The 25,476-nt window shown below is 71.6% G+C and carries 20 protein-coding genes; 4 read left to right on the forward strand and 16 right to left on the reverse strand.

Going from position 1 to position 25,476, the window contains the following annotated elements:
• Nucleotides 1-5 precede the first annotated feature (5 nt).
• The 4 genes from ACIBVN_RS34285 to ACIBVN_RS34300 form a co-directional block, all read right to left on the reverse strand.
• The gene (locus ACIBVN_RS34285) at nucleotides 6-881 is read right to left on the reverse strand and encodes a carbohydrate ABC transporter permease (protein WP_397143581.1); all 876 of its coding nucleotides are present in this window, start codon (nucleotides 879-881) and stop codon (nucleotides 6-8) included.
• Nucleotides 878-1,858, reverse strand: a complete 981-nt coding sequence (locus tag ACIBVN_RS34290) for an ABC transporter permease (RefSeq protein WP_397143583.1) — start codon at nucleotides 1,856-1,858, stop codon at nucleotides 878-880. Before ACIBVN_RS34290 ends, ACIBVN_RS34285 begins: the two co-directional genes overlap by 4 nt.
• The gene (locus ACIBVN_RS34295; RefSeq protein WP_397143585.1) at nucleotides 1,858-4,173 is read right to left on the reverse strand and encodes a glycoside hydrolase family 3 N-terminal domain-containing protein; all 2,316 of its coding nucleotides are present in this window, start codon (nucleotides 4,171-4,173) and stop codon (nucleotides 1,858-1,860) included. Before ACIBVN_RS34295 ends, ACIBVN_RS34290 begins: the two co-directional genes overlap by 1 nt.
• Before the next feature lie 211 nt (nucleotides 4,174-4,384).
• On the reverse strand, nucleotides 4,385-5,095 hold the full coding sequence (locus tag ACIBVN_RS34300; RefSeq protein ID WP_397143587.1) for an IclR family transcriptional regulator: 711 nt from the start codon (nucleotides 5,093-5,095) through the stop codon (nucleotides 4,385-4,387).
• A 90-nt stretch (nucleotides 5,096-5,185) separates the two neighbouring features.
• Between ACIBVN_RS34300 and ACIBVN_RS34305 the strand changes: the two genes are divergently transcribed.
• Both ACIBVN_RS34305 and ACIBVN_RS34310 read left to right on the forward strand, forming a co-directional pair.
• Nucleotides 5,186-6,328, forward strand: a complete 1,143-nt coding sequence (locus ACIBVN_RS34305) for a pyridoxal-phosphate-dependent aminotransferase family protein (protein ID WP_397143589.1) — start codon at nucleotides 5,186-5,188, stop codon at nucleotides 6,326-6,328.
• Nucleotides 6,325-7,287 (forward strand): SLC13 family permease, encoded by a 963-nt coding sequence (locus tag ACIBVN_RS34310; protein ID WP_397143591.1) that lies wholly within the window; start codon nucleotides 6,325-6,327, stop codon nucleotides 7,285-7,287. The genes ACIBVN_RS34305 and ACIBVN_RS34310 overlap by 4 nt, the downstream gene beginning before the upstream one ends.
• Before the next feature lie 10 nt (nucleotides 7,288-7,297).
• Here ACIBVN_RS34310 and ACIBVN_RS34315 read toward each other — a convergent pair whose 3' ends face one another.
• Nucleotides 7,298-8,062, reverse strand: coding sequence for a Stf0 family sulfotransferase (locus tag ACIBVN_RS34315; RefSeq protein WP_397143593.1), 765 nt, complete (start codon nucleotides 8,060-8,062; stop codon nucleotides 7,298-7,300).
• Nucleotides 8,063-8,207: 145 nt separating this feature from the next.
• Here ACIBVN_RS34315 and ACIBVN_RS34320 point away from each other — a divergent pair, with 145 nt between their 5' ends.
• Both ACIBVN_RS34320 and ACIBVN_RS34325 read left to right on the forward strand, forming a co-directional pair.
• On the forward strand, nucleotides 8,208-8,771 hold the full coding sequence (locus ACIBVN_RS34320; RefSeq protein ID WP_397143595.1) for a hypothetical protein: 564 nt from the start codon (nucleotides 8,208-8,210) through the stop codon (nucleotides 8,769-8,771).
• Entirely contained in the window at nucleotides 8,771-9,241 is a 471-nt protein-coding gene (locus ACIBVN_RS34325; protein WP_397143597.1) for a hypothetical protein, read from the forward strand. Before ACIBVN_RS34320 ends, ACIBVN_RS34325 begins: the two co-directional genes overlap by 1 nt.
• Here the strand turns inward: ACIBVN_RS34325 and ACIBVN_RS34330 are convergent.
• The 11 genes from ACIBVN_RS34330 to ACIBVN_RS34380 all read right to left on the reverse strand — a co-directional run bounded on the left by ACIBVN_RS34330 (nucleotide 9,226) and on the right by ACIBVN_RS34380 (nucleotide 25,429).
• On the reverse strand, nucleotides 9,226-9,486 hold the full coding sequence (locus ACIBVN_RS34330) for a hypothetical protein (RefSeq protein WP_397143599.1): 261 nt from the start codon (nucleotides 9,484-9,486) through the stop codon (nucleotides 9,226-9,228). The two genes, ACIBVN_RS34325 and ACIBVN_RS34330, sit on opposite strands and share 16 nt — an antisense overlap.
• A gap of 199 nt (nucleotides 9,487-9,685) precedes the next feature.
• A complete protein-coding gene (locus ACIBVN_RS34335; protein ID WP_397143781.1) occupies nucleotides 9,686-11,227 on the reverse strand; it encodes an acyl-CoA carboxylase subunit beta in 1,542 nt (513 codons plus the stop codon).
• A 65-nt stretch (nucleotides 11,228-11,292) separates the two neighbouring features.
• A complete protein-coding gene (locus ACIBVN_RS34340; RefSeq protein ID WP_397143601.1) occupies nucleotides 11,293-12,684 on the reverse strand; it encodes a cytochrome P450 in 1,392 nt (463 codons plus the stop codon).
• A complete protein-coding gene (locus tag ACIBVN_RS34345; protein WP_397143603.1) occupies nucleotides 12,681-13,226 on the reverse strand; it encodes a flavin reductase family protein in 546 nt (181 codons plus the stop codon). Before ACIBVN_RS34345 ends, ACIBVN_RS34340 begins: the two co-directional genes overlap by 4 nt.
• A gap of 21 nt (nucleotides 13,227-13,247) precedes the next feature.
• Nucleotides 13,248-13,682 (reverse strand): acyl-CoA thioesterase, encoded by a 435-nt coding sequence (locus ACIBVN_RS34350; RefSeq protein WP_349453622.1) that lies wholly within the window; start codon nucleotides 13,680-13,682, stop codon nucleotides 13,248-13,250.
• Nucleotides 13,679-19,390: a type I polyketide synthase gene (locus ACIBVN_RS34355; protein ID WP_397143605.1), complete on the reverse strand. Its 5,712-nt coding sequence runs from the start codon at nucleotides 19,388-19,390 to the stop codon at nucleotides 13,679-13,681. The genes ACIBVN_RS34350 and ACIBVN_RS34355 overlap by 4 nt, the downstream gene beginning before the upstream one ends.
• The gene (locus tag ACIBVN_RS34360; protein ID WP_397143607.1) at nucleotides 19,387-20,361 is read right to left on the reverse strand and encodes an enediyne biosynthesis protein; all 975 of its coding nucleotides are present in this window, start codon (nucleotides 20,359-20,361) and stop codon (nucleotides 19,387-19,389) included. Before ACIBVN_RS34360 ends, ACIBVN_RS34355 begins: the two co-directional genes overlap by 4 nt.
• A gap of 5 nt (nucleotides 20,362-20,366) precedes the next feature.
• Nucleotides 20,367-22,322 (reverse strand): CRTAC1 family protein, encoded by a 1,956-nt coding sequence (locus tag ACIBVN_RS34365; RefSeq protein WP_397143609.1) that lies wholly within the window; start codon nucleotides 22,320-22,322, stop codon nucleotides 20,367-20,369.
• The gene (locus ACIBVN_RS34370; protein WP_397143611.1) at nucleotides 22,319-23,344 is read right to left on the reverse strand and encodes a DUF1702 family protein; all 1,026 of its coding nucleotides are present in this window, start codon (nucleotides 23,342-23,344) and stop codon (nucleotides 22,319-22,321) included. The genes ACIBVN_RS34365 and ACIBVN_RS34370 overlap by 4 nt, the downstream gene beginning before the upstream one ends.
• Nucleotides 23,345-23,517: 173 nt before the next feature.
• Entirely contained in the window at nucleotides 23,518-24,489 is a 972-nt protein-coding gene (locus ACIBVN_RS34375) for a DUF1702 family protein (protein ID WP_397143613.1), read from the reverse strand.
• Nucleotides 24,490-24,499: 10 nt separating this feature from the next.
• Nucleotides 24,500-25,429, reverse strand: a complete 930-nt coding sequence (locus tag ACIBVN_RS34380) for a hypothetical protein (protein ID WP_397143615.1) — start codon at nucleotides 25,427-25,429, stop codon at nucleotides 24,500-24,502.
• Between the last annotated feature and the right edge of the window lie 47 nt (nucleotides 25,430-25,476).

Here is a 25,476-nt window from a genome sequence, read left to right on the forward strand (position 1 = left end):
AATGGCTATCCCTTGACCGCGCCGAGCATGACGCCCGAGACGAAGTACCGCTGCACGAAGGGGTAGACCGCCAGGATGGGAAGGACGGTGAGCATGATCGTCACCGACTGGATGTTGGCCGCGGCCGCCGAAGCCTCGCTGAGCGTCGCGCCGGCCGACTCGGCACCCGTGGCGCCGGCGATGAGGTTGCGCAGGTAGATGGTCACCGGGAACAACTTCGAGTCGTTCAGGTACAGGAACGCCGTGAACCACGAGTTCCAGAACGAGACGGCGTAGAACAGCACCATCGTGGCGATGACCGCCTTCGACAGCGGCAGCACGATCCGCCACAGCACGCCGTAGGTGTTGAGGCCGTCGATGGCAGCGGCCTCCTCCAGCTCCTGCGGCAGGCCCTCGAAGAACGCCTTCATGACCAGGAGGTTGAAGACGCTGATCGCGTTGGGCAGGACGATGGCCCAGATGGAGTCCGTCAGCCCGAGGCCGTTGACCAGCACGTACTGGGGGATCAGGCCGCCGGAGAAGATCATGGTGAAGACGGCCACCCAGACCAGGAACGTGCGGCCCTTGAGGTGCTTCTTGGACAGCACGTACGCGTAGCACGTGGTGAGCACCATCGCGATGGCGGTGGCCACGACGGTGTACACCACGGTGTTGCGGTAGTTCGTCCAGAACATCGGGTCCGACACCACGAGCTTGTAGGTCTCGATGTTGAACCCGCGCGGGATGAGGTTGACCTGCCCGCCGACGATGTAGCGCTCTTCGCTGAACGAGCGGGCGATGATGTTGACGAAGGGGTACAACGTCACGATCACGACGCCGGTCAGGATGACGGCGTTGATCCCTTGGAACACGCGGTAGCCACGGCTGTTGTCGATCGTCACCACAGGCTCGTCCCTACTGTGCGACGGGAGATCAGGTTCGCCGACGAGATCAGCACCACCCCGATCAGCGCCTCGAACAGGCCGATCGCGGCGGCGTAGCTGAGGTTGCTGGACTCCACACCCATGCGGTACAGGTACGTGGAGATCACGTCGGCGGTCGGGTACGTCAGCGGGTTGTACAGCAGCAGGACCTTCTCGAAGCCCACGGCCATGAACGTGCCGATGTTGAGGATCAGCAGCGTGATCGCCGTCGGCCGGATGCCCGGCAGGGTGACGTGCCAGATCTGCCGCCACCGTCCGGCGCCGTCCATCCGGGCCGCCTCGTAGAGCTGCCCGTCGATGGTCGTCAGCGCGGCCAGGTAGAGGATGGTGCCCCAGCCGACGGTCTGCCAGACCTCCGACGAGACGAAGATCGTGCGGAACCACTCCGGCTTCTGGATGAACGGGGTGGCCTCCCCGCCGAACGCCTTCACGATCTGGTTGATCGGCCCGTCGATGGCCAGCATCTGCATGACCATGGCGGCCACGATGACCATCGACAGGAAGTGCGGCAGGTAGGACACCGACTGCAGGAACCGCTTGATCCGGTGGTTGCGCACCTCGTTGAGCAGCAGCGCCAGCGCGATCGGCAGCGGGAAGCAGAACAGCAGGGTGAGCGCCCCGAGGACGAGCGTGTTGGTGAACACGGTCCAGAACGACGGGTCGTTGAGGAACATCTTCACGTACCGCAGGCCCACCCAGGTCTCGCCGAAGATGCTGCCGCCCGGCTCGAACTTGCGGAAGGCGATCACGTTGCCGAGCATCGGGGCGTACCGGAAGATCGCGAAGAACAGCAGCGGCAGGATCACCAGCGAGTACAGCTGCCAGTCGCGGCGGATCGCGTGCCGCCACGTGCCCGGCTTCGCCTGCCTGCGCCGGTGGGGCTCCGGCCGCGCCCGCCGCGCGTCCTGCGGCGGGTCGTCCAGCGTAGTGCTCATCACCCTCCCTCACGTGTGACACGGGCCGTGGCCAGCAGGTGCCTGCCGTACCCGACCTCGCGCTCGGCGCCGGTCAGGCGCAGCGGCACGACCACCGCAGACTGACCGCTGGAGCGCCCGAAGCGCAGCTCGACGTCGCCGGGCTCGACGATGCGCCGGCCGCGTACCCCGGTGAACGAGGCGACGTCGGCAGGGACCGTGAACGACACGCGCGCGGCCTGACCGGCCTCCAGCGGGACGCGGGCGTAGCCGACCAGCCGCACCACCGGCCTGGTCGTCTGCGCGACCGGGTCGTGCAGGTACAGCTGCACGACCTCCGTGCCGGACCGCGACCCGGTGTTGCGGACCGTCACCCCGACGGTGACCTCGCCGTCCACCGGCCACTCGGCCGCGTCCGTGTCGAGCGGCTCCCACGCGAACGTGGTGTAGCTCAGCCCGTGCCCGAACGGGTACGCGGGCGTCGTGTCCACCGACGACACCTGCGTCCGGCGCCCGAGCGGCGGCGACAGGTACGTCGAAGGCAGGCCGCCGGCGTCGCGCGGGACGCTGACCGGCAGCCGCCCGGACGGGTTCACCGCGCCGGTGAGCACCTCCGCCAGCGCCTGGCCGCCCCGCTGGCCCGGGAAGAAGCCGAAGACCACGGCCGCGGCCGTGTCGAACTCCGGCCCCAGCGCGTACGGCCGCCCGGCCAGCAGCACCAGGACCACCGGGGTGCCGGTCGCGAGCACGGCCCTGACGAGCTCGGACTGCACGCCCGGCAGGCGCAGGTCGGTGGCGTCGCACCCCTCGCCGGAGGTGCCGCGCCCGAACAGCCCCGCCCGGTCGCCGACGGCGACCACGCACACGTCGCTCTCCTCGGCCGCGGCGACGGCCGCCGCGATGCCGGAGGTGTCGTCGCCGGTGATGCCGCAGCCCGGCTCGTACGTCAGATCGGGGATGAGCGTGCCGAGCGCCTCGCGCAGCGACGGGATGTCGATCCCGAGCCCGTGCTCGGGATGCGGGCCCACGTGCGCGGGGAAGGTGTAGCAGCCGAGCATCGCCATCGGGTCGTCGGCCACCGGGCCCACGAGGGCCACCCGCCGGCCCGGGGCGAGCGGCAGGATGTCGCCGGTGTTGCGCAGCAGGACGACGGACTCGCGCGCCAGGCGCAGGGCGAGCTCCTGGCTCTCCTCGTCGTCGAGGCGCACGTCCTCGGGTTCGCCGGGCAGCGGCCGCCAGCCCTCGTCGAGCAGCCCGAGCTCGGCCTTCTGCGTCAGCACCCGGCGCAGCGCGCGGTCGATCAGCGCCTCATCGACCTGCCCCGCCTTCACCGCCTCGATCAGGGGGGCGCCGAAGGTGTCGACCGTGGGCAGCTCGACGTCGATCCCGGCGCGCAGGGCCAGGCCGGCCGCCTCCGCCCCGTCCGCCGCGACGCCCTGCAGCTTCTGCAGGAACCGGATCGCGAAGTAGTCCGACACCACCGTGCCCGCGAATCCCCACTCCTCCCGCAGCAGCCCGGTCAGCAGGCCCTCGTCCGCCGCCGCGGGAACGCCGTCGATCTCGGCGTAGGAGTTCATCACCGACCGGGGGCCGCCCAGACGCAGGGCCATCTCGAACGGCGGCAGGATCACGTCGGCCAGCTCCCTGCGCCCCATGTGCACGGGCGCGTGGTTGCGCCCGCCCCGTGAGGCGGAGTAGCCGGCGAAGTGCTTCAGCGTGGCGACGATGCCCGCGCTCTCCAGCCCGCGTACGTAGGCCGCGCCGACCGTGCCGACCAGGTAGGGGTCCTCGCCGATGGTCTCCTCGGTGCGCCCCCAGCGGTAGTCGCGGGTCACGTCGATGACCGGCGAGAGGCCCTGGTGGATCCCTGCGGCCCGCATGGACCGGCCGATCCGCCCGGCCATCTCCTCGACCAGCTCGGGGTCGAAGGACGCGCCCCAGCTCAGCGGCGTCGGGTAGACGGTCGCGCCCCAGGCGGCGAAGCCGGTCAGGCACTCCTCGTGCACCTGGGCCGGAATCCCGAACCTGCTCGCCGCCACGATCTGCTCCTGCGAGGCGGCCAGCGAGCGGGCGCCCGCGACCGGATCGATCGGCGCGCTCCCGAACGGGCGGGTCAGCTGGCCGAGCCCGTGGGCGATGACCTCGCTCCACTCGACGTCCGCCATCTCCTCCTGGTGCGGGGCGACGCCTCCGCCTGAGGCGTCGGCGCCGACCCAGACGCCGACGAGCTGGGCGATCTTCTCTTCCAGCGTCATGAGCGGGATGAGCGCCTCGGCCCGCTCGGCGGGAGACAGCCGCGCGTCCCGCCACTTGTCGATTGGTACCTGGCCCCTCATGCCACCCTTTCGGCTGATCGCCGGCATGACGCCGAAACTTTCGAAGAATTCCCGTTAATATTGCGGCAACTTATGGGTCAGGGTTTCGGCGTGTCAAGAGGGTGCAAAGTGCTATGTTCCGGCTGATCACCGCAGGATTGAGCCAGCATTTGGCGCTAAATTTCCAGAAAGTTTCAGGGCGCTCAGCTGACAAGTTGCCGGTCGGCCGCTGTCAGGTCAGGGACTCCGTCAACGTGCGGGCCGCCTGGTGGACGAGCTTGCCGTACTCGACCCGGAGATCCTCCGGCATGCGGCTGGCCGGGGTGGAAATACTGAGGCCGGCGATCGGGCCGTCCGGCCCCAGGACGGCGGAGGCGACGGCGGCGATGTCGGAGCGCCACTCGCCGCGATTGTCCGCATAACCCCGCGCGCGGATCGCCGCCAGCTCGGCGCGGAGCGCCTCGCGGTCGGTGATCGTGGTGTCGGTGTACGCCGCAAGCTCGTCCGGCGGGCCCGGCCGGTGCGCGAGCACGGCCTTGCCGTTGGCCGAGGCGTGCAACGGGAGCCGGATGCCGAGCGGGAGCACGATGCGCAGCGGCTTGTCGGTCTCCAGGCGCTCGATCAGGACGACCGCGTCGCCCTCCGGCACCATCAGGTGGATCGTCTCCCCCGTGCGCTGCCTCAGCTCCTCCATGACCGGCATCGCCGCGTCCCGCAGTCCCAGCTCCGCCCGGCGGCCGACCTGGAGCGCCTTGCTGGTCACCTGCCAGCGCGTGACCTCGCCCGCCGCGGGCCTGATCCAGCCGGCGTCGTGCAGCGTCCGCAACGAGCGCTGCACCGTGCTCTTGGGCAGGCCGAGCACCCGCGCCAGCTCACCGACCCCGACCGGCTGGCGGACGGCGACCTCCTCGAGCACCCGGAGGGCGTTGATCACGTTCTGCATCCATTGACTCCTCTGCGGGCCGATCTTAATGTTAATGAACCGCAACACGGCACATCGTGCCGTGACACGGCACGCAAGGAGCATCACGACGTGGGCCGTCATTTCCTGCAGATCCCAGGACCGACCAACGTTCCCGACCGGGTGCTGCGCGCCATCGCCCAGCCCACCATCGACCACCGCGGACCAGAGTTCGCCCGGCTCGCGGGCTCGGTTCTGGAGCGGCTGAAGGCGGTCTTCAAGACCCGCCACCACGTGATCGTCTACCCGTCGTCGGGGACGGGCGCGTGGGAGGCGGCGCTGGTCAACACGCTCTCGCCCGGCGACAGGGTGCTGGCGTTCGAGACCGGGCACTTCTCCACGCTGTGGTGTGAGATGGCCGCGCGCCTGGGGCTGGTCGTCGACCTCGTGCCCGGCGACTGGCGGCACGGCGCCGACCCCGGCGCGATCGCCGGGCACCTCTCCGCCGAGCACGCCGCCGTCATGGTCGTGCACAACGAGACCTCGACCGGGGTGCGCAGCCGGGTCCCGGAGATCCGCGCGGCCATCGACCGGACGGAGCACTCCCCGCTGCTGCTGGTGGACACGATCTCGTCACTGGGCTCGATGGACTACCGCCACGACGAATGGGGTGTGGACGTCACCGTCGGCTGCTCGCAGAAGGGGCTCATGCTGCCGCCGGGCATCGGGCTCAACGCCGTCAGCCCGAGGGCGTTCGCGCACCGGGGGCGGCTGCCCCGCTCGTACTGGGACTGGGAGCCGATCATCGCGGCCAACCGCGGGGGCTTCTTCCCGTACACGCCGCCGACCAACCTGCTGTACGGGCTGCGCGAGGCACTGATCATGCTGCTGGAGGAGGAGGGGCTCGACGCGGTCTTCCGCCGGCACGACCGGCACGCCGAGGCGACGCGGCGCGCCGTGCGGGCGTGGGGGCTGGAGGTGCTCTGCGCCGACGAGCGGGAGCACTCCAGCTCGCTCACGGCGGTGCTGATGCCGGACGGGCACGACGCCGACGCGGTCAGGCAGCTCATCCTGGAGCGCTATGACATGTCGCTCGGCACCGGGCTGGGGCGGCTCGCCGGGCGCGTGTTCAGGATCGGGCATCTCGGCCACTTCAACGACCTGACGCTGGCGGGCACGCTGAGCGGCGTCGAGATGGGGCTGAGCGGGGCCGGGGTGCCGATCAAGGAGGGCGGGACACGGGCGGCGCTGGCCTGTCTGGAGGAGAGCGCGTGAGCCTGGCCAGGACGCTGTCGCCGCTGATCGAAGGCGACGTGCGGGACGACCCGTACACCCGGCACCTGTACTCCTCCGACGCCAGCATGTACGCCATCGAGCCGCTCGCCGTCGCCTTCCCCCGGCACGCCGGCGACGTCCAGGCGCTGGTCGCGGCGTGCGGCGAGCTGGGCGTGCCGGTGCTGCCGCGCGGGGCGGGCACGAGCCTGGCCGGGCAGACGGTCGGGGCGGCGGTGATCGTCGACTTCTCGCGCCACATGAACCGGATCCTGGAGATCGACGGCACGACCGCCCGCGTGCAGCCGGGCGTCGTCCAGGACCAGCTCAACCGGGCGGCCCGCAGGCAGGGGCTGATGTTCGGACCCGACACCTCGACGCTGACGCTCACCGGCATCGTCGCCCTCTGCCTGGCCGTGCTGGTGTTCCAGCTCGACGTGGGCCTGACCGCCGTCACCGTCGCCGTGGTCCTCTCCCTCACCTCCCCGAGGACGAACAAGGGCGCCGTCGAGAAGGTGGCCTGGCCGACCGTGCTGCTGATCTGCGGTGTCGTCACGTACGTGGGCGTGCTGCAGGAGATCGGCACCGTCGACTACGTGGGCTCGTCGGTGGCGGCGATCGGCATCCCGCTGCTGGTGGCCCTGCTCATCTGTTACGTCGGAGGCGTGGTGTCGGCGTTCGCCTCGACGGTGGGCATCCTGGGCGCGCTGGTGCCGCTGGCCGTGCCCCTGCTGAACCAGGGCACCCTGGGCCCCGTCGCGATGATCTCGGCGCTGTCGGTGTCCTCGGCGATCGTGGACGTCAGCCCGTTCTCGACGACGGGTGCGCTGCTGGTGGCCAACGTCAGGGGCATGGAGCGGGACGCCTTCTACCGCAGGCTCCTGACGTACGGGGCGGCGATCGTCGTGGTGGGTCCCCTGGCGGCCTGGGCCGTGCTCGTGGTCCCCGGCTGGCTCGGCTGAGGTCTGCCGCTCAGGCCGAGTCGAGCCGGTAGCGCTCGATCCAGGCGGTGTTGAGCTCGTCGGCCTGGCGGCGGTGCCGGGGCACGATCGTGCGTCCTTCAGGCAGGTCGAGCCCGAGGAAGCCGAGGATCCGCCGGGTGACGCCTGTCAGGTCCGCGTCGAGGTCCTCGTACCGCACCGTGTACGGCCGCACCGCATGCGAGGCGAACCACGCTTCCCAGGCCGCGTTGTGCTCCTCGATCTGCTCGATCAGCGCCCGGATGCCGTCCGGGTCGTAGCCGGGCTCACGTCCGCTCGCCGTGGCGCCGCCGATCTCGCCGTTGCCGCCGACGTACCAGGAGCCGGTCTGCTCGGCGCGCAGCCAGGACACGGCCTGTGCCAGGACGTCGTCGCGGCGCAGGTACACGAACCGCGTACGGCCGAAGGCGCGCTCCAGCAGCGGCACGTCCTGTCCCGCGAGGTCGGGCCACGCCGCGCCGAGCTTGGCGACCACCAGGTCCAGCGTTCCCCACATGAGCTTCGCGCCGAACACGCCGTTCCCCGTCCGCCCCGCGGCGCGCGCCGCCCGCACATAGTCGGCGTAGCCGGCGGTGCGGGGCAGCCCCCAGCGTTCGGCCCACAGCGGCTCGTCCGGCTCGCGGAAGTACGCCTGTGGCCGGCCGGCGACCCCGGTGGACTCCAGCAGGCCGAGGAGGAGCGAGCTGCCGGTGCGCGGGGTGGCGCAGACGAAGTACGAGTCGATCGGCGCGGCGGCGTCCGTGTTCGGCGTGGTCACGCCGACCAGGTAAAGGGATCACGCGGCCATCCGCAACCCGATTACGCGGCCCTCCCTAACCGCCTCCGCACTATCCGAGATGCGGCACCCCGGCTTTGAATGGACATTGGTGAGACGATCTCCAGCCGAGAATTGAGGTTCACGTATGGCTGTCGATGCCGCGCTCGCGCAGCACTCGGACGGATGGACGCGAAGGCTCAACACCCGGCACCACAAGACCGGGCTCGAGGTGTTCCTCTTCATCGTCGTCGCCCATTGGGCGGAGCACATCGCGCAGGCCGTCCAGGTCTACGTCCTGGGCTGGCCGCTGAAGGAGGCGCGCGGCGTGCTCGGCATGCCCTTCCCCTGGCTCGTGTCCTCCGAGTGGATGCACTACGGCTACGCGCTGCTGATGCTGGTCGGCCTGCTCATGCTGAGAGGCGGCTTCGTCGGCAGGGCACGCCTGTGGTGGAACATCTCGCTGGGCATCCAGGTCTGGCACCACCTGGAGCACCTGCTGCTGCTCGGGCAGGCCCTCACCGGCGCCAACCTGCTCGGCCGCCCCGTGCCGACCAGCATCCTCCAGCTCGTCCTGCCCCGCATGGAGCTGCACCTGTTCTACAACGCGCTGGTCTTCGCGCCCATGGTGGTGGCGATGATCCTGCACCGGCGCCCGAGCCGGGCCGAAGCCGGCCAGATGCGGTGCACCTGCGCCCTCGCCGCGGGCTGATGAAGGCCACCGGCAGGCGCTCCCCTGCCTTCACCGTGGCGCTGACCCTCTTCGCCTGCCTGCTCGTCTACCTGGCGACGCCGAACCTCGGCACGGTGGTGCGGGCCGCGCGAGCGGACGGAAGGCCGGGCGTCTTCGTCCCCCGGGAACTGTCCTGCATCCAGCACCCGGGGCACGAGTCGTGCGTCTGGATCGGCGAGTTCCGCTCCGACGACGGCGCCGTGGTCAGGTCCGGCATCGAGATGTACGGCAGCGACCGCGCCACGCACCAGGCCGGCGAACCGGCGCGCGCCCTGGACGTGGGGGCCGCCAACCGGGTCTACGGACCGGGCGGCTCCAACGAGTGGGTGGTCACCGCGCTGCTGCTGGCCTCGGCGGCGGCCATCCTCTGGTTCCTGTACGTCAAGCCGCGGCGCGGCGCCCGTAGTCCTCGGGTGGCCGCGGCGCGGGAAGCTCACGAGTCGTCCTGAGGCTGGCAGCCCACCAGCTCCCAGCGGTCGACCTCGGGGTTGGCGAGAATCTCCCGCACCCGAGCGCCGACCTGCGCGCTGCTCATCGGCTCGTCGGGACGCACCCGGATGACGATGTCCCCCGACGCCTGCGCGAGGTCCTTGTGCCAGCCGCTGGGCAGGAGCGCCATGATGCGGATCCCGTCCACCGGCGAGCCGGGCAGCGCCAGCCCGCGCACCTGGCGCATCGTCAGCTGGATCAGCACGGTGCCGCCCTCCTCCCCGCCGGGTGCCCGCCTGCGGTCACCCGGCACTGATCGTGTTGACGCACTCCACTGTGCGACCGGCGGAGGGCACGATCCAGGCGCGGCGGCGGCAGGAAGCTGCACGCGGCTTACCGCATGTTGTCACCCCGGTCCGGGACACGCGAAAGCCCCGCCCGTGGAGCGGGCGGGGCCGGCGTTCTCAGAGCGGGACGTTCCCGTGCTTGCGCGGAGCCGGGTGCTTGCGTTTGTCGCGGAGCATGGCGAGCCCGCGGGCGACGGCCGCCCTGGTCTCGGCAGGGTCGATCACGTCGTCCACGAGCCCGCGCTCGGCGGTGTAGGTGGGATGGATGAGCTCCTGCTTGTACTGCTCGAGCAGCTCGGCCCGCTCGGCGACGGGATCGGCCGCCGCGGCCAGCCGCCTGCGGTGGATGACGTTCACCGCGCCCTCCGCGCCCATCACGGCGATCTCGTTGGTGGGCCAGGCCAGCGACAGGTCGGTGCCGATGGAGCGCGAATCCATGACGATGTACGCCCCGCCGTACGCCTTCCTGATGACGACCGAGATGCGCGGCACGCTCGCCTCGCAGTACGCGTACAGCAGCTTCGCGCCGTGCCGGATCACCCCGGCGTGCTCCTGGTCCTTGCCGGGCAGGAAGCCGGGAACGTCGACGAGCGTCACCAAGGGAATCGAGAAAGCATCACAGAACCTGACGAAACGCGCCGCCTTCTGGGCGGCCGACGCGTCGAGCACCCCGGCGAGCACCATGGGCTGGTTGGCCACCACGCCGACCACTTCACCGTCGATCCTGGCCAGGGCGCAGATCACATTGCGCGCCCAGCCATGGTGCACTTCGAGGAAGTCGCCGTCGTCCACGAGTTCGGCCAGCACCAGGCGCATGTCGTACAGCTTGTGGGGCTCGGCGGGCACGATCTCGGCCAGGCGCGGGCGCAGGTCGGTGGTCGCGCCCCGCGGCGGGAGCGCGGGCGGCCGGCCGAGATTGTTGCTCGGCAGCATGGACAGCAGGTCGCGGACGCCGAGCAGGCAGCTCTCCTCGTCGTCGTAGACGAACGTGGACACGCCCGACCTGCTGCCGTGCACCTGCGCGCCGCCGAGCTCGGCGTGGGTCACCCGCTCGCCGGTCACCGCCTCCACCACGTCCGGCCCCGTCAGGTACAGCTGCGCGGTGTCGCCGGCCATGAAGGTGAAGTCGGCCAGCGCCGTCGAGTAGGCCGCGCCCCCGGCGCAGGGGCCGAGCACGACGCTGATCTGCGGGATGACTCCGGAGGCCTGGACGAAGCGCTGGAAGATGCCACCGTAGCCGTTGAGCGACAGCACGCCTTCCTGGATGCGGGCGCCGCCGCTGTCGTTCAGCCCGATGAACGGCGAGCCGGTGGACAGCGCCAGCTCCATCACCTTCTGGATCTTCAAGGCGTGCGCCTCGCCGAGCGAGCCGCCGAAGACGGTGAAGTCCTGCGCGTAGACGAAGACGCGGCGGCCCTCGATCGTGCCGGACCCGGTGACGACCCCGTCGGTGTGCGGCCGCTGCCGGTCCATGCCGAGCCCCTGCGCCCGGTGCCGGCGCAGCATGTCCAGCTCGACGAATGAGCCCTCGTCGAGGAGGATGTCCAGCCGCTCCCTGGCGGTGAGCTTGCCCAGCGCGTGCTGCCGCTCCACCCCCTGGGGGCGGCCATCGGCGATCTCCTTGCGCAGCCTGCCCAGGTCCTCGCGGAGCCGGGCCATGGAGGGAGGCAGTGCCCGTACGGCCTCCTCGAGGGCCTCAGGGGTGATGTCCAGCTCGAAGATGCTCAATCGTCTCGTCCCTTCAGCACGCTGACGGTCATCGGCAGCCCGCCGCGTACGCGCAGCGACAGCATCGCCTCGGGAATCGCCCGGCCACCGGGCAGGCCGGTCAGCCGCAGCTCGCGGGAGACCATGGCCAGCACGAAGACGGCCTCCATCATCCCCAGGTGGCTGCCGACGCAGAAGCGCGGCCCGGCGCCGAACGGAATGTAGGCGTATCTGGCGCGGTCGGACCGCGCGTCGGGGGCGAACCGCTCGGGGCGGAACCGGTCCGCCTCCGGCCAGTGACCCGGATGCCGGTGCAGCGTGTACGGGCTGATCAGGACGTCCGCCCCCGCGGGCACCCGGTAACCGCCCACCTCGTCGCCGTCCACCGCCACCCGGGTCAGCGCCCACACCGGCGGGTAGAGGCGCATGACCTCCTCGAGCACCATCGTGGTGTAGGTGAGCCGGTGCAGGTCCTCGTACGTCGGCGGTCGCTCGCCCAGCACCGAGACGGCCTCGGCGTGCAGGCGCTCGCGCACGCCGGGGTGCCGGTCGAGGAGGTGGAAGGCCCATGACAGGGTGCTCGCCGTGGTCTCGTGCCCGGCCAGCAGGATCGTGACCAGTTCGGCGCGCAGGCGCTGGCGCGCGGCCCGCGGATCGGCGTCCTGCCGGGTGCCGGTGATCAGCAGGGACAGCAGGTCGGTGCCGTCGGTCGGGCGGGCGGCCCGCTCGGCCACCAGCGAGTCGACGATCCTGTGCAGTTCCCTGCGGGCGCGGCGGAAGCGGAGGTGCAGCGGCAGCGGCAGCCACAGCGGGACCGCCCCCAGCGTGACCATCTCGAACATCGCCTGGTCCTGGACGCCTTCGAAGGCGTGCGCGATCGACGCGTGCGCCCCGAGGTCGGCCTCGAGCAGTGTCCTGCCCAGCACGCCGAGGGTGAGCGTGGTCATCTCGCCGGCCACGTCCACCGGTCCCGCGCCCGCGTGCGCACGCAGCCTGGCCACCAGCCGCCCGGCCTCGTCGGCGACGATCGCGTCCTGCCGGGCGAGCCGCTTGTTCTGGAACAGCGGCTGGATCGCCTTGCGCTGGCGCCGCCACACCTCGCCGTGGCCGGTCAGCAGCCCGTCGCCGAGCACCCGCCTGGCCTCGGCCAGGCCGATGCCCTTGCGATAGTTGGCGTGGTTGTCGGCCAGCACGTGTTTGGCGTGGTCGGGGTGGTTGAACAGATAGATGGTCTTGGGGCCGATGGTCAGCCGTACGGCGTCGCCGTACCGCGCCGTGGCCCCGGACAGCAGCGCCAGCCGGTCCGTCACCAGTTGCCTGAACAGGGCGGGGCCCGCCCACAGGGGTGGTCCGGGCGGTCTGGCCGCCCCGCCCGCCCGCGTGGCGGGCGGGACCTGGACCACGCTCATGCCGTGACCCCCTCGGACGAGGCGGCATCGATCTCCGCGAACCGGCCCCGGTACACCAGCAGCCCGTCGCTGCCGGGCCGCTGCCGCATCGACAGCACCTTGCCGAGGAAGATCGTGTGGTCGCCGCCGTCGTAGGCACGCCACAGGTCGCATTCGAAGCTCACCGCGGCGTCCGCGATGAGCGGCACCCTGGTGAGCTCCCCCAGCTCCACGTCGACCTGGGCGAACTGGGCCGCGCCCAGCGCGCGGTAGCGGTCGGCGAAGTGCCTGGCCGCGGCCTCCTGGTGGCCGGCGAGCACGGAGACGCCGAAGAAGGAGCTCTCTGCGAGGCGCCGGTGCATCATCGCGGACTTGGCGACGCAGACCAGGAGCAGCGGCGGGCTGAGCGATACCGAGGTGAAGGAGTTGGCCGTCATGGCGTGGGGGACGGCGCCACCGGTGGTCACCACGGTGACACCGGTGGCGAACGCGCCGAACGCGGTGCGCAGCGCCTTGGAGTCGGTGGCGTCGTCGAGCGTCGGTGTTGATGCGGAGATGTGCACGCTTGCCTCCTGGATCCGCGTCTAGGACGCGTACGGTTCAAGCGCCCTGAGCAGGGACTCGGGGATCCTCGCGGGCGTGGTCCTGGTGTTGGGCCCGCGCATGCAGGCCACCCGCTGCCTGCCGCGGGCGATGAGCGTCTCGCTCGAGTCCGGGCCGACCCGTATGTAGTCGAAGCCGAACTCCAGCTGCGTCTGGGCGAGCTCGACCAGGCGCATCCTGATGGACAGCTCGTCGAAGGCGGTGATCTCCGCGAAGAACTCGCAGTCGACCTTCAGGGTGAACAGCTTGAGGTCGTCCTGCAACTCGGCGAGCACGTCGGGCGCGCGCTCCTTCAGGAACATCTCCCGGCATCTGCCCTGCCAGCGCAGGTAGTTGACGTAGTAGACGTTCCCCACGATGTTGGTCTCCTCGAAGCCCACCGTGTGGAGATATTCGAAGTACTTTCCCATGGTCATGACCGTCCTTCGGTGAGGATCGCGACCACGACGGGCTCCGGCAGCTCCCGTACGGTGGTCACGAGCGTCGCGATCAGCGAGCCCGCCGAGGCCAGCACCACCCACCCGTCGCGGGCGGCGGAGCGCAGGGCCGGCGGGGCGTCCGTCGTGCGGCCGGCCCGCCGCAGGCATGCCTCGGCGGCGCGGATCCTGGCGGCGGCGGTGTCCTGCCCCTCCGCCGCCTCGGTGGCGATCCGCTCGGCGAGCGCGGCGTGCGGCCCGGGCGGGTCGGCGGAGATCTGTACGATCTCGCAGGCGACGGTGCCCTCGGCCGCGACGCGCAGCGTCATGCCCGGCACCTGCGCACTGGTCGAAGCGAGAGTCCCCGCGCCCACCGCGCTGAGAGTCCCCGGGCTCGCCGCGCTGAGAGCCCTCGCGCCGCCTGCGGTGAGGCGTGCCCCGGCGAGCTCCGCCGCGTCGTCGCCCGGTTCGACGACGACCGCGACTTGTGCGCCGGCCAGGTCGCCCAGCGTGCGTTCGAGGTAGGGGCCGAGCAGCGGCGCCGCCCAGGGGCCGCGCCCGTCCTTCTTCCGCACGGCCTGCAGGCGCAGCCCTTCCCAGCGCTCGACCAGCTCGCCGGTCTTGGTGCGTACCGCGATGTCGTAGACGTAGGTGTCGCCATCCCTGCTGCGCTCACTGGCGCAGTAGCGCACCTCGCCCACGCCGGCCAGCCGGGCGCCGCCCGGGTGCACCCTGTCGACGGCGGTCGGCAGCAGCGTGGCGTTCGGCACGCAGACCTGGTTGCCGTGCATCAGCGCGTCCCGCATGCCCGGGTCGCCGAGCACGAGCCGGTCGGGCAGGAAGCCGGCGAACCACGAGCCGTGCTCCTCCACCGCCAGGTCGGCGTCCACGTGGCGGGCGGCCGCGTGGTGGTAGCGGCGCAGCCGCTGGAAGCGTCTGCCCTGGAACAGCACCTCGCCGTACAGGTCGGTGTCCGGGTCGAGCGCCACCGGCGGCAGCCCGTCGGCGATCTGGACGGGCGGCCCCTCCTGGGGGCCCTCCGCGGCGAAGCGCAGCACGGCCCTGAAGTGGTCCACGTCGAAGCCGGTCTCGCCGCTGCGGATCGTCACGGCCACCGTGCCGTCGTCGATGACGGTCGCGGCGATGCGCAGCGTGGTGCTCGCCTCCTGCGGCACGATGATCGGCCGCAGGAACTCGGCCTGCTCGATGACCGGCGCGCTCTCGCGGGCGATGGCCGCGCCGGCGACCTGGGCCATCGCCTCCATGCCGAACACGGCGGGGAACAGCAGGTTTCCGTCGAGCAGGTGGTCGGCCAGGTAGAGGTCGGTCCCGGCGTTCAGCTCGACCTCGCTGACCAGCTCCACCCCGTGGTAATGGATCAGCGGCTTGTCCACGAAGCGCAGCAGGGGGAGCTCGGGCAGATCGTGCTGGATCGTGGGGACACCCTCCGCGCGGCCGGTGATGACCACGGTGCCGGGGGCGTCCGGGTCGGTGACGAGCCGGCGCATGATCTCCACGCCCTGCTCGACGGGGATCGGCGTGATGCCCTGCTGGGCCAGCCGGTCCACGACCGACAACCGCTCCCCCATGCCGACCTCCGACCACACCGACCACTCCAGGCAGAGGCACCGCCAGTCCGGGTGACGCCGGCCGGCCTCGGCGGTGAGCTCGGCCAGCCATTCGTTGGCGGTCGCGTAATGCGCCTCGCCCTGCAGGCCCGCGCGGCCGATGATGCTGCCGAGCGTGACCAGCAGGCGCAGCCGGTCGGGCGCCACCGCGTCGAGCACGTTGCGCAGGCCGTCGACCTTGGGGGCGAACGTGCGCAGGAAGTCGGGTAGGTCCAGGCTGCCGATGCCGGCGGGCTGGTTGAGCCCGGCGCCGTGCAGCACCGCGGTCACCGGTCCGAGCGCCTGCTCGGCCTCGGCGACGGCCTGCCGTACCTGCTGGGGGTCGGTGACGTCGGCCCTGGCGTAGTGCACGGTGAGCCCGGACTCGGCCATGCGCCGCAGATTGGCGGCGAGCTCCTGGTCCTGGGCCGGATCCGAGCGGCCGAGCAGCGCGAGCTTGGCGTGCCCGGCCATCGCGATCGCGCACTCGGCGGTGATGCCCTTGCCGCCGCCCGTCACCAGCAGCACGTCCTCGGACGAGAGCGGCTCCTCCGCGCGTGCCTGGCGCACCGGCAGGGCGCGCAGGACGGGCACCCGCCGCACGCCGTCCGCGTCGTAGTGCACCTCGGCGTATTCGGCGGTGGCCGCCACCTCCTCAGCCACCCAGGCGATCACCTCGGGGGTCTCGGGTACGTGCACGATGGTCGTGCGGAGCCCGGCGGCCTCCAGGTGGAGGGTCTTGGCCAGCCCCGCCGCGCCGCGGCCGTGCTGGACCAGGACGAACCGGGTGCCCGGCCCGGCCGCCATCGCGGTCTTGGCGCCGAGCAGCGCCTGCTCCAGGTCTTCCGCCGCGCACTCCGGCGGCAGGCACACCAGCACACCGGATCCGGCCTTCTCCCGTTCGAGGGCCTCCCGCAGCGGCGCCGCGAGCGCCGAACCCGCCGGGGCGAACACCTGCCACCGTCCCGGCTCCTCGGGCCTGGCCCGCCGGGGCCGCGGCCGCTCGACGAGGTCGACCGCGAACGGCCGCACCCAGGTCGCCGCGCCCGTCACGCCCGTGACCCGCTGGTCGTGCGGCTCGGCCGCCAGCCTGTCCAGCGCCTCGCCCAGCTCGCGCAGGGTGGCGGTGGCGAGGTTGGGCAGCGCCTGCCCCGCCGGTATGCCCAGGTGCTGGGTGGCCTGGTCGAGGATGTGCATCGCGGTGACCGAGCTCAGGTGCAGGCCGTCGAGTGGCTTGCTGTCCTCGGTCACCATCTCCAGGGGCAGCTCCGCGCGCTCGGCGGCCAGGCGGCGCAGCAGTTCCGTGGTGGACTCCCCGGACGGGCCCGCCTGCGGGCGGTCCTGGTCGGGCTCGGGCCGCGCGGGCGCGGCCACCTCCTTGACCGTGGTCTGCGGGGCCGACTCGGCGGGGCTGGCGAAGAACGAGAACTCCGCGCCGATCTCCAGCGGCCGGATGAGGCGGCCGTGGAAGAGCTCCTCGTGCGCGACCGGCACCCCGGCCACGTGGGCGGCGGCGACCACGCCGAGCAGCCCGGTCAGCGACTCGCCGTCGGTGTCCAGCGCGATCGCCGGGACGTCGGTCAGCTCGGCCGCGAGGCCGCTGAGCACCCGGCCAGGGCCCACCTCGACGAGCAGGTCCAGCCCCGCGGCCGCCTCCTGCAGGGCCTGCGTGAACAGCACGGGGTCGCTGACCTGGCGGAGCAGCAGCGCGGCGACGTCGGTGCCGGGCGCCAGCGTGCTCCCGGTGACCGTGGACACCACCCGGCGGCCGAGGCGGTGGAACCGCTCGCCGTCCAGCTCGTCCGCCAGCGCCCGCGCGGCCGGCGCCACCAGCGGGGAGTGGAAGGCGTGCGAGACGTTCAGCCGGGCCCAGGTGAGCCCGGCGCGGGAGGCGGCGCGGCCGACCTCCTCGACCGCCTCCACCGGCCCGGCGACGACGGTCTGGGTCGGCGAGTTGTATCCGGCGATCACCACGGGCAGCTCGCCGATCAGCTCCGACGCCGTGCCGGGGCCGGTGCGCAGGCTCGCCATGGCGCCGCTGGCGCTCTCCCGCTCCATGGCGCGCCCGCGTTTGGCGGCCACCCGCAGGAGGGTCTGCTCGTCCATCGCGCCCGCCCAGCACAGCGCGGAGAGCTCGCCGAGGCTGTGGCCGACGGCGACGTCGGCTTCGAGGCCGAGCAGGGACAGCGCGCGCAGCCCCGCCAGCGATCCGGTGACGATGCGTGGCTGGGCCACCGAGGTGGCCACCATGTCTCCGGCAGCCGGGAGCCCGGCCTCGCGGTAGAGCTCCTCGACGCAGGCCAGGCGCCTGCGCAGGATGCCTCCGCCGGTCCCGCGCCCCGAGCCCTGCCCGGGGAAGAGGTAGCCGACCTTGGGCCGGGCCGTGGCGCGGCCCGCCCATGCCCTGCCGTCCGAGGTGACGAGCCTGGTGTCCTCCGACTCCAGCGCGCCCAGCACGCGCCTGAGCTGCCGTTCGGCGTCCTCCGGCGAGGTGACCACCACGGCCGCGCGGTACGGCAGGCCGCGCAGCCGGTCGCTCAGGGTGGCGGCCAGGTCGGTCAGTTGCGCGTAGGACACCTGGGGGACGAAGTCGGCCAGCTCCGCCACCGACGCCCGCAGCTCGTCCTGTGACGCGGCGTCGAAGAGAAAGACCTCCGCGTCCTGTGGCGAGGCGGCCAGCGCCCTGGTGCGGCTGGACATCCGCCGCCGGGTGGCCTCGGACTCGAGCACGACGTGCGTGTTGATGCCGCCGAAGCCCATGGCGGTGACGCCCGCCCGCAGCGGGCGTCCCTCGGGCCACGGCTCCGCGGCGCGCAGCACGCGCAGCGGCGCGTGCTCCTCGGTGAGCACCCGGTGCGGCTCGACACAGCCGATGGTGGGGGGAAGCACCTGCTCGTGCAGCGCCATGGCCGCCTTGATGAGGCCGGCCACCCCGGCGGCGGCCTTGGCGTGGCCGATCATGCCCTTGACGGAGCCGACGGCCGCGGGCGGCGCGGCCGGGTCGGCGGCCGCCCGGGTCTGGGACAGCGCGGTGAGCTCCGTCTCGTCGCCGACCGCCGTCCCGGTGCCGTGCCCTTCGAAGAGCGACACGGTCCCGACGCCGAACCCCGCCCGCCGGTAGGCGCGCTCCAGGGCCAGCCGGTATCCGCTGACCTCGGGACGTGTCATGCTCCCCGCGCCGTCGGAGGAGACGCCCCACCCGGCGATGGTGGCGTAGATCCGGTGCCCCGCGGCCAGCGCGTGGGCCTCCCGCATCAGCACGACGATCCCGCAGCCCTCGCCGGGCCAGAAGCCGTTGGAGTGCCGGTCGTACAGCCGGAAATCGCCCTTGGCCAGGGCCCCGGTCTTGGCGAAACCGATCATCTCGAACGGGTCGATGGACAGGTCCACGCCGCCGGCGATCGCGACGTCGAGGTCTCCGTCGGTCAGCGCCTTGGCCGCCGTCACCACCGACAGCAGCGAGGAGGAGCAGGCGCCGTCCACGGTGTAGCCGCCGCCGTGCAGGTCGTAGTGGTTGCAGATGCGCCCGGCGATCGTGTTGGACAGCCCGCCGGCGAGGGTGTCCTCGTCCACGGGCGGGAACGGGCTCTTGAAGGCCGTCTCGTAGTCGGCCAGGAACGAGGCCAGCCGGTCGTCGTCCCACCCCTGCTCCTTGAGCGCCGCCGCGAGCGTGCGCCGCACGTACGGCCAGCGCAGCCGCAGTGCCTTCGCCCGGGTGAACTCCCCGGTGAGGGTGTTGCCCACGATGACGCCCGTGCTCTGCCTGGGCAGCCCTTCAGCCCCGGGGAACCCGGCGTCGGCCATGGCCCTGCCCGCCATGTCCAGCGCCAGCCAGTGGGTCAGGTCGGTCGACCGGTAGGTGCTGCCCGCGATCCGGTGGGCCACGCGGTCGAAGGTGTAGCCCTCGATGACGGCGGCCGTCCGCGAGTAGAACCGGTCGGGCGTGGCGGGATCGGGATGCCAGTAGTCCGCGAGCCGCATGCGCACGTCGGGCAGCCGGCGGAAGGCCCGGCGTCCGGCGACGGCGTTCTCCCACAGCTCACGTGGCGAGGCGGCGTCGGGATAGCGGCAGGCCATGCCGACGATCGCGATCTTCGTCATACTTTCGCGACCTCTTTCCCTGACGGGGCGACCGCCTCCGCCGCGGCCGCGCTCACCCGCGCGGCGTCGAGCGCCCTGGCCTTGTCCACGATGTGCAGCGCCCAGAGGAAGCCGCCGCGGATGAGGCAGACGATCGCGGTGGCGAAGAAGATCCCGTACGGGATGTTCATGCCCATGAGCACGCCGTACACCAGGGCGACGCCGCCGCCGAAGGCCACCTGGGACAGCGGTCTCGACGGGGTCGTCCCGGGATCGGTGATCATGTAGTTGCTGAACAGGATGAACGCCACCCCGGTCATCATGGACAGGCCGCCGAGGATCGAGATGTCGTCGATGACGATCCCGCGGACCACGGCCTGCAGGGCGAACCCGCCGACCCAGGCGAGGATCAGGGGCATCCGGTTGGTGAGCTTGCCGTTGAGCATGGTGCCGCCGACGATGATGATGCCGGGGATGATCCAGTCGATCGGGTTGTGCACGTTCTCGGTGAAGTGGTACGGCGGCGCGATGCTGGCCCACGGGAACAACAGCAGGATCACCGCGATGCCGAGGTTGGAGGGGTTCATGAAGTGCCGCAGGCGGCCGCGCACCGGCGCCCTGAGCACCCACTTGGCGCCGACGGCCACGGTGACGCCGAACATCATGACGAGGATCTGGTCGTTGACGTAGGTCAGCATGTTGAGCGCCATGGCGGTGATGTGCGCGGGGAAGAGGAACTCCACCAGCCCGCGGAAGCCGTTGCCGCGGAAGCGCGGCGCGCGGCCCTCCGCGCGGGCGCCGATGAGCTCGAGCACGATCTCGGCGGTGTAGGCGGTGGCGAGTGCCACGAAGGGCCACGTCCAGGGCTGCTCGAACCCGAACCAGGTGTAGCCGAGGAGGTTGAAGACCGTGATCGAGATGGCGAACCTGCGCAGCGCCGTGACGACCTTCGGATCGTGGCGGGGCGTGGTGCTGCTAGTCTTGTCGGCCATGTCCGTCACTTCTCCTTCGCGGTCGAGCCGAGCTGGATGGCGTGCCAGCCGGGGCTGAGCTGAAGCTCCTGCCGGCGTGCCTGGCCGGTGCGGTCGCGCCAGGTCAGGTGCACCTTCACCGGACCGGTCACGTTCTGGCCCAGGCCGATGTGCACGGCGTGCGCGCGCTTGCCGGAGTGGCCGCTGCCGCCGTCCACGCGCCCGAGGTGGGTGCGTCCGTCGGGAGTGGTCACGCGCACCTCCGCGCCGATCGCGGGCGAGCCTGCCGCGGGCAGCGGTCCCTCGGAGGCGGCCTCGTCGTACGTGAGCCGCAGGCCGAGGAAGGCCCCCGTGGACTTGCTGGTGTTCTGGTAGTAGATGGGCGCGTCGAACTGCCGGGCGACGGCGAAGTCGATCAGCCCGTCCCCGTTGGCGTCACCCGTCGCGATGCCGCGCGTGGGCACCGGCACGGCGAGGCCGAGCTCCTGGGAGAGGTTGGCGTAACGCCCGTCGCCGCCCTTGGCGAAGAAGGCCAGCCACTGGTTGCCCGCGATGTCGCCGCCCTCGGTGACGTTGGGCCAGGACTTGGGGTTACGGGTCACGCCGTCGTTGGCCGCGGCCAGCTCCTGCAGCGGCGGCCACCGGTTGACGTCGCCCTTGACGAACCCGGTCGCCTGCACGATCTCCGCCTCGCCGTCGTTGTCGAAGTCCTCGATCTTGGGGTCCCAGCCCCAGCCCGACCAGGCGGTGCGCTGCTCCGCGCTGACGTCCTGCCACGGCGCCTCGCCGCGCTTGAAGTGGGCGCGCAGGTCGGCCTGGTCCTTGACGGTGGAGACGAACTGGAAGTTGCTCTCCTGGATCCCGAAGGGCGTGGTGATGTTGCTGACGAAGAAGTCGAAGACGCCGTCGTGGTTGAGGTCGCCCGCGTCGGACCCCATGCCCTTGAAGGAGTCGTTGCCGAGCGTCTTGGACTTGGGAACGACGGGGCTGCGCACCCCCTCGACCCGCGAGAACGAGATCTTGCCTGGCGCGGAGGTGTTGTGGAGCAGGTTGTCGACGCCGAAGTCGTTGTTCAGCAGCAGCTCGGGCAGCGCGTCGCCGTCGAGGTCGAGCGAGGTCGCGCCGAGCTCCCAGCCCGTGGAGATGTCGGCCGGCAGCGCATTGTCGATCTTGGTGAACGTCGCGGTGGGCCGGTCGCCGGAGGTGCCTCCGGTCCAGCGGAAGAAGTAGTCCCGGCCGCCGTTGACCGCGTTGGACAGCGAGTCGTTCATCTCCACGCCGCCGTCGGCCTTGCTGTCGAGGACCGGGCTGCCGTCGGGGAAGTAGTTGCCGACGAAGATGTCCGGCCTGCCGTCCCCGTCGAAGTCGGCGACCGTGGCGACGTTGCTGTTCCACAACTCGCCCCGGTACGCGCCGGCTGAGCCGGGCACGAGCTCGGCCGGCTCGAACGCCGCGGCGTCGATCCGGGTCGCCGTCGAGCGCTGCAGGTGCAGGGTGGGAGTGCGGCCCCACCAGTACACCAGCAGGTCGGTCCGGCCGTCCTGGTTGTAGTCGGCAGGGACGGCGCCCATGGGGGCCATCGCGTCGTTCATGGGCAGGGAGCCGTACGTGAGCGCGAACGGCTGGTACCGGTTGCCGCCCGTGCCCGGCACCGGGGTGACGACCACCTGGTCGGTGCGGGTGTCGACGATGACCAGGTCGTCGTCGCGGCCGTTGCCGTCGAGGTCGTTCATCGCGATCGCCGCGCCGACCGAGGAGATCCACGCGCTGATGTGCTCGTAGGCCTTGTTCACCTTGCGGATCGTCTGCTGCGGGGCTCCGCCCGGCATCGCGATGCTCATCGGCGTGAAGCCGTACGAGCCGGCCAGCCGCTCCTTGTCCGAGTCGGACGCGAAGGTCGGGCGGCTCGTCACGAACATGGCGATCATGAGCGCCAGGGCGACGATTCCGGCCAGTTGTCTGCGCAGCCATGCGGCCGTCATGGGGTAACACCTCCAAGGGAGTGGAATCTGTCGGCGATGCGCTGCCGCCAAACCTCGTAAGCGGGCGATCGTCCCTCTGCCGCCGCGCCGGTCTCGCCGGCCTCCGACGCGAGCTTCGTGCCGGGCCGGGCCTGGTGGCCGGCCGCGCGCTGTGTGTCGGGCCGGGTCTCGTGGCTGATCTCCGCCGCGAGCTGCGCACTGGTGCCGCAGAGCACCTGGGCGGCCTGCTCGGTGTGCGGGAACAGCAGGCCGGCGCGGATCCTGGCCTCGGCCGCGAAAATGCTGCCCTGGGCGAGCTGAGGCGCGTGGCGGCCGGCCCGCTCGCGCAGTTCGCGCAGCTCGGCTTCGTCCGCGCCGCCCGCGTAGGTGGCGGCCAGGCCGGTCCCGCTGTAGAGGTCGGCTCTGCGCGCCTCGGGGAAGCTCTCGATCAGCGAGGTGACCCGCTCCACGTCCGTGCCGCCGACGAACCACAGCGCGCGGCCGATGCCCTGGTCGATGGCGCGGGCGGCGTAGCGGTCCTGTCCGGCCGGCCAGCGGAACCGGGTCTCGTGGGCCTGCTCGTGCACGTACTTGCGGGTGTGGAAGTACGCCTGGTGGAAGCCGTAGCCGTCGTGGACGAGCCACAGCAGCAGCGGATCGAGCCGGGCGTCGGCCGGCCACAGGAAGCGGGGCAGCCGTGCCATGGCCCAGCCGATCCCCACATAGATCATGTAGTTGTGGTGGAGCCCGCGCCCGCGCAGGAACTCGCGCGTTCTGCGCAGGTCGCCGAAGGTCAGGCAGTCCAGGATGGCGAAGCCCATGCCCGCGCCCTCGTAGGCGAAGCCCCGGAACCTCGCGGGCACCTGCTCAAGCCGCTCCTCCGCCTCAGCCGGGCGGCGCGCCTCCACGGCGTACGCGTAGCCGGTCAGAAACGCCTCGCCGACCGTCTCCAGTAATTCCTTGGCGGCCGCGTCCTTGACCCAGAAGCCGCGCTTTACGAGCCTGGTCTCCTCGATATCCGGTGTCAGGATTTTTCGTCGCAATGACCTCAGCACACTGGTCAAACCGCCCTCCAGCTTTCGTCAGATAACTTTTCACTCATTGACCCACGCGGCCGGGAAACCGGACAACTCCGGATTTGCTCGTCTCAAGGGAGTTTCCGGGCAGCCTCACGGACGGCCGGGTGCATATTCCCGCCGTTTTGCCGAGGGGGTGATCAGCGATATGTGTTTTCCGCGTCGGCGGCGAAATACGCGCGTATCCGCCCGCGCCAGATTTCGTAGTCACCGGCCGCGGCCTCGTCCGCGAGCGTGGTGGCGCCGGTCGTGGAGAGCCCGGTGAGGATCTCCACCGCGGCCTCGCTGTGGGCCGGCACGTGGCCGGCGTAGTGGCGTGCCTTCAGCGCGAAGACCGAGCCCTGGGCCAGCTCGGCGCGGTGCTCGCCGGCCTCCTCGCGCAGCCCGGTCAGCGCGCCGGTCCCGCATCCGCCCGCGAAGGTCGCGGCCAGGCCGACGCCGCTCCACAGGTCGGGCTGCCGGTGGGCGGCGAATCCCCGCACCGCGGCGGAGACCTCGGGGACGTTCGCGCCGTGAATGAACCACAGCGCGCGCCCGATGCCCTGATCCACCGCGCGGGTGAAGTAGGCGGCGTTGCCCTGCCACGGGTAGGGATCGGGCACCCGTTGCTCGCCGACCCATCGCCGCGTGTGGAAGTAGGCCAGGTCGAAGCCGTATCCGTCGACGGCGAGCCAGCTCATGGTGGGGTGGTACGGCGTGCCACCGAGATCCGGCAGCACCTTCTTCCACAGCGGCCTCGGCAGGCGGGCCATGGCGAAGCCGATGCCGATGTAGGCCAGGAAGATGTGCGGCTGGCCGGGGCCGAGCAGGAGGTCACGGGTGCGGCGCCGCTTCCCGCGGCCCATGGCGTCCAGCACGGTGAACGCCATGGTCGCGCCCTCGTACGCGAAGCCGCGCAGCTCCGTGTCCACCATGGCCAGCCTGCGCTCCAGGTCCCACTGGTCGTGCGCGTCGATGCCCCATTCGAAGCCGCAGACGACGGCCTGCGGGATCGACTCCAGGCGTGCCGTGGCCGGGGAGGGAGCGCAGGGGAACCCGCGCCTGGCGAACGTCACCTCCTCCAGGGAGGGGGCCAGGACGAGCCTGCGCAGCGAGCCGATCAAGGTTGACATCGTCGTCTCCTCAGGACCACGGCGCGACGGGGTACCACGGGATGATCTCCCTGCGGGCCAGCAGCCGCAGGTCCCAGTACAGGACGGTGAACACGCCCGCGACGATCAGCGTGACGGCGGTCAGCGCGGCGGCGCGGCCGGGCCTGGCCTGCAGCCACCGCCGCAGCCTGCTCCCGGCGAACCTGGCCATGATCAGGAACAGCGCCGCCATGATGACGATGTTGCCGAGGGACTGCAGGACGAACGCGGCCGCGCCGTACAGCGGGTTGCCGCTCTCCGCGGCGTCCCTGAACAGGTGGCGGAACATGGGGTAGGGCCGCCCGATGAGGAAGCCGCCGATCAGCGTGCCCATGAACACCAGCCGCGCGCGGGGTGCGCGGGCGAACGGGTCGGGCACCAGTCCGATCGCGGCCAGGCCCAGGTACAGCATGGCCAGGCCGACGATCCCGAAGACCACCATCGACTGGATGCTGCGCGGCGACAGGGTGCCGGCGGCGTTCTGCGCGGTGGAGAACTGCGGCATCGCGGTGCCCACCGCGCCGACGATCGCTCCGTAGACCGCCGAGACCGCGACCATGCCGGCCGTCAGCCAGCCCAGCGGCGCCAGGGTCCGCGCCGGTCTGTTTCCCGTCGACACCATGGGGGCGACCGCGCCGAAGACGGCGATGTTGCACGCGGTGAACGTGCCCGCGAGGCCGCTGACGAAGGCGAAGACGATCCCGGCAGCGAAGCCCACGATGGGCTGTTCGCCCGCGTTCTCGCCGAGGAAGGCGTCCGCCACCGCGCCCCCGATGGTGCTGTCGACGAAGCTGGCCGACCAGACCACCGTCAGGGCGAACCCCGCCAGGCTGCTGACCGCGACGAGCAGCCAGCGCCTGCGTGGCAGGGCGGTGATCGCCGGGCCGGTCACTTGCTTGGATAACGTCGCTGTCTCGCTCAAGGTTGGCCTCCCTGACGTCAGTACGGCCGTGCGTCCTCCTCAGGATG

This window comes from Nonomuraea sp. NPDC049400, assembly GCF_044466425.1.
Lineage (GTDB): Bacteria > Actinomycetota > Actinomycetes > Streptosporangiales > Streptosporangiaceae > Nonomuraea.

Excerpts from the sequence above, each read along its gene's own strand:
- ACIBVN_RS34290 (WP_397143583.1), bottom strand. The coding sequence starts at position 1,858 with ATGAGCACTACGCTGGACGACCCGCCGCAGGACGCGCGGCGGGCGCGG.
- ACIBVN_RS34295 (WP_397143585.1), bottom strand. The coding sequence starts at position 4,173 with ATGAGGGGCCAGGTACCAATCGACAAGTGGCGGGACGCGCGGCTGTCT.
- ACIBVN_RS34300 (WP_397143587.1), bottom strand. The coding sequence starts at position 5,095 with ATGCAGAACGTGATCAACGCCCTCCGGGTGCTCGAGGAGGTCGCCGTC.
- ACIBVN_RS34320 (WP_397143595.1), top strand. The coding sequence starts at position 8,208 with ATGGCTGTCGATGCCGCGCTCGCGCAGCACTCGGACGGATGGACGCGA.
- ACIBVN_RS34325 (WP_397143597.1), top strand. The coding sequence starts at position 8,771 with ATGAAGGCCACCGGCAGGCGCTCCCCTGCCTTCACCGTGGCGCTGACC.
- ACIBVN_RS34335 (WP_397143781.1), bottom strand. The coding sequence starts at position 11,227 with ATGGCCCGGCTCCGCGAGGACCTGGGCAGGCTGCGCAAGGAGATCGCC.
- ACIBVN_RS34340 (WP_397143601.1), bottom strand. The coding sequence starts at position 12,684 with ATGAGCGTGGTCCAGGTCCCGCCCGCCACGCGGGCGGGCGGGGCGGCC.
- ACIBVN_RS34350 (WP_349453622.1), bottom strand. The coding sequence starts at position 13,682 with ATGACCATGGGAAAGTACTTCGAATATCTCCACACGGTGGGCTTCGAG.
- ACIBVN_RS34355 (WP_397143605.1), bottom strand. The coding sequence starts at position 19,390 with ATGACGAAGATCGCGATCGTCGGCATGGCCTGCCGCTATCCCGACGCC.
- ACIBVN_RS34360 (WP_397143607.1), bottom strand. The coding sequence starts at position 20,361 with ATGGCCGACAAGACTAGCAGCACCACGCCCCGCCACGATCCGAAGGTC.
- ACIBVN_RS34365 (WP_397143609.1), bottom strand. The coding sequence starts at position 22,322 with ATGACGGCCGCATGGCTGCGCAGACAACTGGCCGGAATCGTCGCCCTG.
- ACIBVN_RS34375 (WP_397143613.1), bottom strand. The coding sequence starts at position 24,489 with ATGTCAACCTTGATCGGCTCGCTGCGCAGGCTCGTCCTGGCCCCCTCC.